The organism is Syntrophomonas sp., from assembly GCF_028707975.1.
Taxonomy (GTDB): Bacteria; Bacillota; Syntrophomonadia; order Syntrophomonadales; family Syntrophomonadaceae; genus Syntrophomonas.
This window is the reverse complement of sequence record NZ_JAQVZX010000003.1, coordinates 24,551-31,233: the sequence shown is the minus strand read 5'-3', so window position 1 is coordinate 31,233 and position 6,683 is coordinate 24,551. Positions and strand designations below refer to the sequence as shown.

Annotated in this window: 7 protein-coding genes; all 7 read left to right on the top strand. The window is 47.7% G+C overall.

The window, feature by feature from the left end:
* Nucleotides 1–323: 323 nt before the first annotated feature.
* Complete coding sequence (locus tag PHP87_RS00890) at nt 324–1,679, top strand: glycosyl hydrolase family 18 protein (protein ID WP_299917343.1); 1,356 nt, start codon at nt 324–326, stop codon at nt 1,677–1,679.
* Nucleotides 1,680–1,972: 293 nt separating this feature from the next.
* Nucleotides 1,973–2,671: a uracil-DNA glycosylase gene (locus tag PHP87_RS00885; RefSeq protein WP_299917340.1), complete on the top strand. Its 699-nt coding sequence runs from the start codon at nt 1,973–1,975 to the stop codon at nt 2,669–2,671.
* Between the two features lie 33 nt (nt 2,672–2,704).
* Nucleotides 2,705–3,181, top strand: coding sequence for a tRNA (adenosine(37)-N6)-threonylcarbamoyltransferase complex ATPase subunit type 1 TsaE (gene tsaE, locus PHP87_RS00880; protein WP_299917338.1), 477 nt, complete (start codon nt 2,705–2,707; stop codon nt 3,179–3,181).
* A complete protein-coding gene (gene tsaB, locus PHP87_RS00875; RefSeq protein WP_299917336.1) occupies nt 3,162–3,878 on the top strand; it encodes a tRNA (adenosine(37)-N6)-threonylcarbamoyltransferase complex dimerization subunit type 1 TsaB in 717 nt (238 codons plus the stop codon). The genes tsaE and tsaB overlap by 20 nt, the downstream gene beginning before the upstream one ends.
* 50 nt (nt 3,879–3,928) lie before the next feature.
* Complete coding sequence (rimI, locus tag PHP87_RS00870; protein ID WP_299917334.1) at nt 3,929–4,381, top strand: ribosomal protein S18-alanine N-acetyltransferase; 453 nt, start codon at nt 3,929–3,931, stop codon at nt 4,379–4,381.
* Nucleotides 4,382–4,742: 361 nt separating this feature from the next.
* Nucleotides 4,743–5,753, top strand: a complete 1,011-nt coding sequence (gene tsaD / locus PHP87_RS00865) for a tRNA (adenosine(37)-N6)-threonylcarbamoyltransferase complex transferase subunit TsaD (RefSeq protein ID WP_299917331.1) — start codon at nt 4,743–4,745, stop codon at nt 5,751–5,753.
* Between the two features lie 159 nt (nt 5,754–5,912).
* Nucleotides 5,913–6,671, top strand: a complete 759-nt coding sequence (lgt, locus tag PHP87_RS00860) for a prolipoprotein diacylglyceryl transferase (RefSeq protein WP_299917329.1) — start codon at nt 5,913–5,915, stop codon at nt 6,669–6,671.
* Nucleotides 6,672–6,683 lie beyond the last annotated feature (12 nt).

The following is a 6,683-nucleotide window of genomic DNA, read 5'->3' as shown; positions in this document are numbered from 1 at the left end:
TACCGCAACCGGCACTCGATGTTAATTATCCAACTGTGAGCAGGATAGAGTCTAATACTATGTGTCGGAGGATGAAACTACCCTCATCCCTTACAATGCCTTGCGATCGCTATTAAGGTTGTTGCGCCTGATTCGGAACGACACGGGGGTCGTTCCCTACATACCCTTCGGTCGCTATTAAGGTTGCACCCTGTCGGGCACTTCTGATGCTCCCTTTGGTCGCTATTAAGGTTGTTGCGCGGTATATTTATGCACACTAATGCATAAATATAACTTTTTGCAGTGACATCAATAGTACAAGTATAATTAATGAGGTGTTAAAATTGAGATTCAATAAGTACATATTGTTTTTGCTGTTGTTGGCTTTTACATATCTCCTGGCTTTTCCAACCCTTACAATGGCCTCCAACCCCGGAATAAGAATCAATGGGGAGCTGCGCAGCTTTAGCCCGGGGGCCCAAATAGTCAACAACCGGACCATGGTACCAGTTCGTTTTGTAGTGGAAGATGATGCCCTGAAAGGAGAAGTGTTTTGGGATGCCTCCCTGCGCAAAGTGGCGATGAATTGCTCGGGTAAGTACATTGAAATGTTTATCGGCAGCAATGAAGCCAGGGTTGATGGGGAAAAGCGTTTTTTGGATTCTCCGCCATACATATTCGCCGGGCGAACCTTTATACCTTTGCGTTTTCTTACTGAGAATCTGGGTGCTGCGGTAGCCTGGGATGCTCAGAATGGCGAAGTGCTAATCAATTTTGATTACCAGCCGCGGGTTTTTGCTTATTATTACCGTTCTTTTGTCGAGTATCAGGAGAATATTAACTTGTTTTCCGATGTGGCTTTTCGCTGGTTTGAAACCAATGGGCAGGGAGAAGTGTTTTATGAATACCAGGATCGCTTTGCTGAGGCATTGGATTTGGCCAGGAGCAAAGGGGTAAAAACCCATGCCAGTATTGTTCTCATGGGGAAGGATGCTTTGCACCAGCTCCTGAGCAATCCGGAAAACCGTGCTCGTTTGATTGCCAATCTACTGGATGCAGTTAAGAAAGACAATTACGATGGAGTGAATATTGATTTCGAACTACTTGATCCAGGTGATGCTGGAAATCTAACCTTGTTTCTCCAGGAGTTGAAGACTTCCCTGGGAACAGGCAAAGAGCTTTCGGTGGCAGTATTTGCCCGCACCGGCAAGGAAAAATGGCCGGTTGGCTACGAGTATGAAAAGATTGGAAAGGTTGCCGATTCAGTCGTGGTAATGGCTTATGATTATAGTTATCGTACTACTGCGCCTGGTCCGGTGGCTCCTCTCTGGTGGGTGAGGGAAGTTTGCGGTTATATGCGAAGCGTAATTCCTCAGGACAAAATACTGCTGGGTTTGCCTACCTATGGATATGACTGGACAGCAGGAAAGAACGCTACCACAGTAACAGCGCCTAAACTGGAAGCATTGGAAACGAAATACGGGCTGCAAAAAGATTTTGATTACCCGAGCATGAGCCCCCGCTACAGCTATTATGACGAAGAAGGAAAGCATCATGAAATCTGGTTGGAAAACGAAGCCAGTCTGAAGGAGAAGCTTAATTTGGTTCAGGAAAATCGGCTGGGAGGAGTTTCGTTCTGGAGAATTGGGAATGGTTTTAGCGATCTATACCGCTTGCTGGAAGGCTGGCGGGGGAAGTAATAGTTTAGAGATGTCCTAGATTAATCCTGATAGGGTGATTTTAAAAAGCCGGTGGGACATTTGAACCCACTGGCTTTTGCAGTGACATCACCCTTAAGTCCAAGCGAAGCTCTCTTCATACGAAAAACCTCATTCTATATTTTTTGCTCTGAGTTAGCAGGAAATGATAATATTAATCTAAATAAAATAGCAAGATTTTCTACATAATCTTCGCCTGGGGATGAAGCAGCTAAACTGTCTCCAAGTTGAAAAATTTAACATGGATAGACTAAAAAGGTACGGGAGGGGAAAGAATGTCTTCTGAACAGCCAAGTTTATTTGAGCTATTGCCGGGTGAGGAATTATATCGCCAAGAGAAGCAGCTTGCTGCTAAAGAAATCAGCTCCCCATTCCTGCCCGGGGTTAAAGAGAAGGAGGCTTTCCCCGGAATCAAGGAGGTCGGCCAGCTCGAGGAAGTGGCGCAACATTGCAGCAAGTGCCGCTTGCGCAGTACTTGTCGGCAGGTAGTTTTCGGGGATGGGGAGTTAAAGAGCAAAATAATGTTTATCGGAGAAGGACCAGGGAAGGATGAAGACGAACAGGGGCGACCCTTTGTGGGAAGGGCCGGGCAATTGCTGGATAAAATATTAGTGGCGGCGGAAATCCCGCGGGCCCAGGTCTATATTACTAATGTGGTAAAATGCCGCCCGCCGGGCAATCGCCTGCCCAATCCTGATGAGGTGAGAGAATGCAGGAATTATCTGGAGGCGCAGATAAGGATAATGCAACCAGGTATTATCGTATGCCTGGGAGCCATGGCCAGTCAGGTGGTCATTGACCCTAAAGCGAGTGTCTCTAAAATTCGAGGCAAATGGTTCAGCCGACAAGGGGTTAAGATTATGGCTACCTACCACCCCGCAGCCCTCCTGCGCAATCCAGCTTATAAAAAAGCGGCCTGGCAGGACTTTCAGCTGATTAGAGATGAGTATAAGAAAATCCTGGCCCAGGGGTAATGCTTTCTAGCGGTAAAACAACGAGGTGATTTGTTGCATTTTACAGTGAAAAATGATGAGGAGATGCAGAAACTCGGTCATGATCTTGCCCGGGTTCTGGAAAAAGGAGATATTGTCTATTTGAGCGGAGTGCTGGGTGCGGGCAAAACTACACTGGTAAGAGGAATTTCGCGTGGTTTGGGTTACAGCGGGCGGGTGAATAGCCCTACCTTTACCCTGCTGAATATCTATCCGGCTCCAACTCAAATTTTTCATTTTGACCTCTACCGCCTGGAAGACAGTGATCTCCATGACCTGGGTTGGGAAGAATACCTGGAAGGGGACGGCATATCCCTGATTGAATGGCCGGAGGCCGGGGAGGGGCAATTTCCCCGGGAAGCCATGTTCATAGATATTAAGCTCTGCGATGATGACTATGAGCGGGAAAGAGTAGTGGGGATTTGCGCGCGGGGAGAAAAATACCAGCATAAGTTGGAGGAGTTGAAGGCTCTTGTTGATACTGGCTATTGACAGTGCTACACCGGTAGCCGGGGTAGCACTGCTGGAGGGCAATAAACTTTTAAAAGAAGAATTCAGCAACTATAAAAAGACCCATTCTCAGACCTTGATGCCCATGATTGACCGGGTTTTAAGAGAATGTGAATGTAATATTGATGATCTGGCGGCTGTAGCCATCAGCGCTGGACCAGGTTCTTTCACGGGCTTGCGCATAGGTATGGCTACCGCCAAAGGGCTTTGCCTGGCCAGCGGTAAGCCCTTGATAACAGTTGCCACACTCGATGCCCTGGCTTATAATGTGCATCGGAGCCAGGCCCTGGTCTGTCCTCTGCTTGATGCCAGGAAACATGAGGTTTACACCTGTTCTTATGATGTTTCCGGAGCCCGGCCGCGGAGAATGGTGGAGATGTCTGCCTGTTCCCCCGCTGATTTTGTTGAACAAGCTTTGCATTTGGCGCGGAAATTAGGACGGGAAAAGCTTTTGCTGCTGGGGGATGCGTATTACCCTTATGAAGAGTATTTTCACCAGGCCCTGGGGGAGAAATTGCTGGTGGCAGCACCGCACCTGATGTATCCCCGGGCTGCCTCCATAGCCAGCCTGGCTATGTTGAAGCTGGAGGCCGGGGAATGGGAAAACCTGTTCAGCCTGCGACCCCATTATATTAGATTGTCTGAGGCTGAATACCGTCTGGGAAAGGGAGCTCAATGATATACGCACTTTTTCTCTCTGCCTGGTAGTGGAAAAAGGAGCCCAATGATATGCTGAATACCTGTTTCCTTATAAGAAAAATGACTATTAAAGATATTGAGCGGGTGATGATAATTGAAAATGAATCTTTCACCCTGCCCTGGTCGCGAGATTCTTACCTCAAGGAGTTCGATAACGAATATGCCAGCTATCTGGTTTGCGATGTCCGGGGTGAAGTAGCAGCCTATGCCGGTATTTGGGTGGTATTTGAGGAAGCGCATATTACCAATGTCGCAGTTGACAGGCACTTTCGCCAGCAGGGTATGGGCCGGGCTTTGATGGAGAGACTGGAGCAGCAAGCCTTCAATAAAAAGGCGGCTTCTATTATGCTGGAAGTAAGACCTTCCAACCAGGCTGCTTTAACCATGTACAGGAATTTGGGCTATATCCAGACCGGACTGCGCCGGGAATATTATTCCGATAATCGGGAAGACGCTCTGCTTATGACCAAGTATTTGTTTTAAGGAAAATGAGGGGTTATTGGTCATCGGTAGTCAGTCGTCAGACATCAAGAGGGGAAGGGGTTATTTCCTACCTCATTTTACTATATAACAAGCGCCGGCTAACTCACTTTTCATCGTTGGTTGTGGCCTTTGAGGCATAGGAGGTTAGTACGAAAAACAACTTTTTGACGCTTAGGACGCAAACCTGGCACTCAGAAGCGATAATTTGTAATAAGATTAGTGGATTAATGGCTAAGTGCCGACTACAGTAACTTTAATAGCAACCAAAGGGATCGAGTATGTCAACAACCCCGTCCCCTTGTCAAACCTTCTTGTCAACTCGGCGTTGAGGCATGGGGGCAATAATAAAAGAGGTGGTTTAATGCGAAAAAGTCTAATACTGGGTATTGAAACCTCGTGCGATGAAACGGCGGCGGCCATAGTTCGGAACGGAACGGAAATTCTGTCCAATGTGGTGAATTCTCAGATTGAAATACACCAGCAGTTTGGCGGGGTGGTACCTGAAGTTGCTTCCCGCAAGCATATCGAAAATATTGCCGGGGTAGTGCAAAGAGCATTTTACGAGGCCCAGCTGGCTTATTCCGCTATTGATGCGGTAGCGGTAACCAACAGACCGGGACTGGTTGGTGCTCTGCTGGTAGGGGTTTCCTTTGCTAAAGCTTTTGCCTATGGGCTGGAGAAACCGCTGATTGCCGTAAATCATCTGCATGGACATATCTATGCCAACTTTTTAGAGCATAAGGAAATTGAATTTCCGGCCATTTGCCTGGTAGTTTCCGGGGGGCATACCAGTCTTCTCTTAATGACGGATCAAAATAGCATGGAATTGCTGGGGGAGACCCGCGATGATGCAGCCGGGGAGGCTTTTGACAAGGTGGCCCGCTTTTTAGGATTGGGTTATCCCGGGGGGCCGGCGATTCAGGCAGCTGCCGCCAAAGGACAAGCTGGCCAGTTGAAGTTGCCGCGGGTTTTCCTGGATAGAAATGATTTTGAGTTCAGCTTCAGCGGACTCAAGACGGCTGCTATGAACCAGTGGAACAAATTGCAGCGTCGGGGCCAGGCCAATGTCTATGATATGGCGGCTGAGTTTCAGGCAGCTTTGGTGGAAGTCCTGGTGGAAAAGAGCATTAAGGCGGCAGTCAAGTATCAGGTCAGAAGCGTTATGATGGCAGGAGGGGTTGCCGCTAACCAGGAATTGCGGAATTTGATGAAAAACAGGGCGAAAGAAGCTGGCTTAAAGCTCTTCTATCCCTCCCTAAAACTCTGTACGGACAATGCTGCCATGATTGCGGCTAATGCCCATTATCACTATGGCAATAGGAGTTTTGCCCCTCTTTCATTGAATGCTCATCCCAGCCTATTGTCCCTGTGAAAAATGCCTGTGGATAATGTGGATAAGTCTGTTGATAATTCATATTCCCGCAGTTTAGCAACATTGCGCCTGGTCAGAATTGTCCTATGACCGGAGTGATATCCCGAATATTGAATATTAGCTCCCTGTGGATAAAGAGAGAAGTCAGGAGTGGTAAGCTTGCACCCGGTATTGATAAAAATTGGAGCGGTAACTGTCTATTCCTGGGGTTTTATGCTGGCAGTGGCAGTGATTGTGGGAATAATTGGGGCCAGGAATTTAATCAGAAAAGAGGGCTGGGATGAGGACCTGGCTTTTGATCTGGTTCTGGTCATGGTAGTTGCTGGTTTAGTGGGAGCCCGGCTTTTATATGTTTCCATTTATGAAAGGGAGCTTTTTCTTAAGCCGCTATTAATGTTTATGCCCGGCTCCAATGGCTTTGCCGGGCTGGTATGGTATGGTGGCTTGTTGGGAGGGCTTTTGGGACTCGTTATTTATGTCTGGAAAAAGCAGCTTCCTTTTTGGAAGCTGGGGGATATATTTTCTCCTTTTGCCGCCCTGGGTTATGCCCTGGTAAGAATCGGCTGTTTCCTGGCTGGTTGCTGTTATGGCAAGGTTTGCATTTCGGTTCCCGGAGTGGTTTTCCCATTGGTGGACGATCTCCCCCGTCATCCTACCCAGCTCTACAGCTCGGGGATTAATCTGCTTTTTTTCTTTTTCTTGCTCTGGTTTTACCCCCGAAAAAAGTTTCCCGGGCAGGTCTTTCTCCTTTATCTACTGCTCTACTCATCTTACCGCTTTATTATGGAATTCTTCCGGGCCAACCTGGTAATGTATGGCCCCTTTTCCACCAGCCAGACCTACAGCCTGGTTCTTTTTGCCCTGGCGGCGGTTTTGTATTATTTGCAATTTAGAAAACACGGCAAGGTTAAAGAATAAACAGGGGAGGAA

Bases quoted from the DNA above. Each gene is read 5' to 3' on its own strand.
- PHP87_RS00885 (WP_299917340.1), top strand. From the start codon at position 1,973: ATGTCTTCTGAACAGCCAAGTTTATTTGAGCTATTGCCGGGTGAGGAA.
- rimI (WP_299917334.1), top strand. From the start codon at position 3,929: ATGCTGAATACCTGTTTCCTTATAAGAAAAATGACTATTAAAGATATT.
- tsaD (WP_299917331.1), top strand. From the start codon at position 4,743: ATGCGAAAAAGTCTAATACTGGGTATTGAAACCTCGTGCGATGAAACG.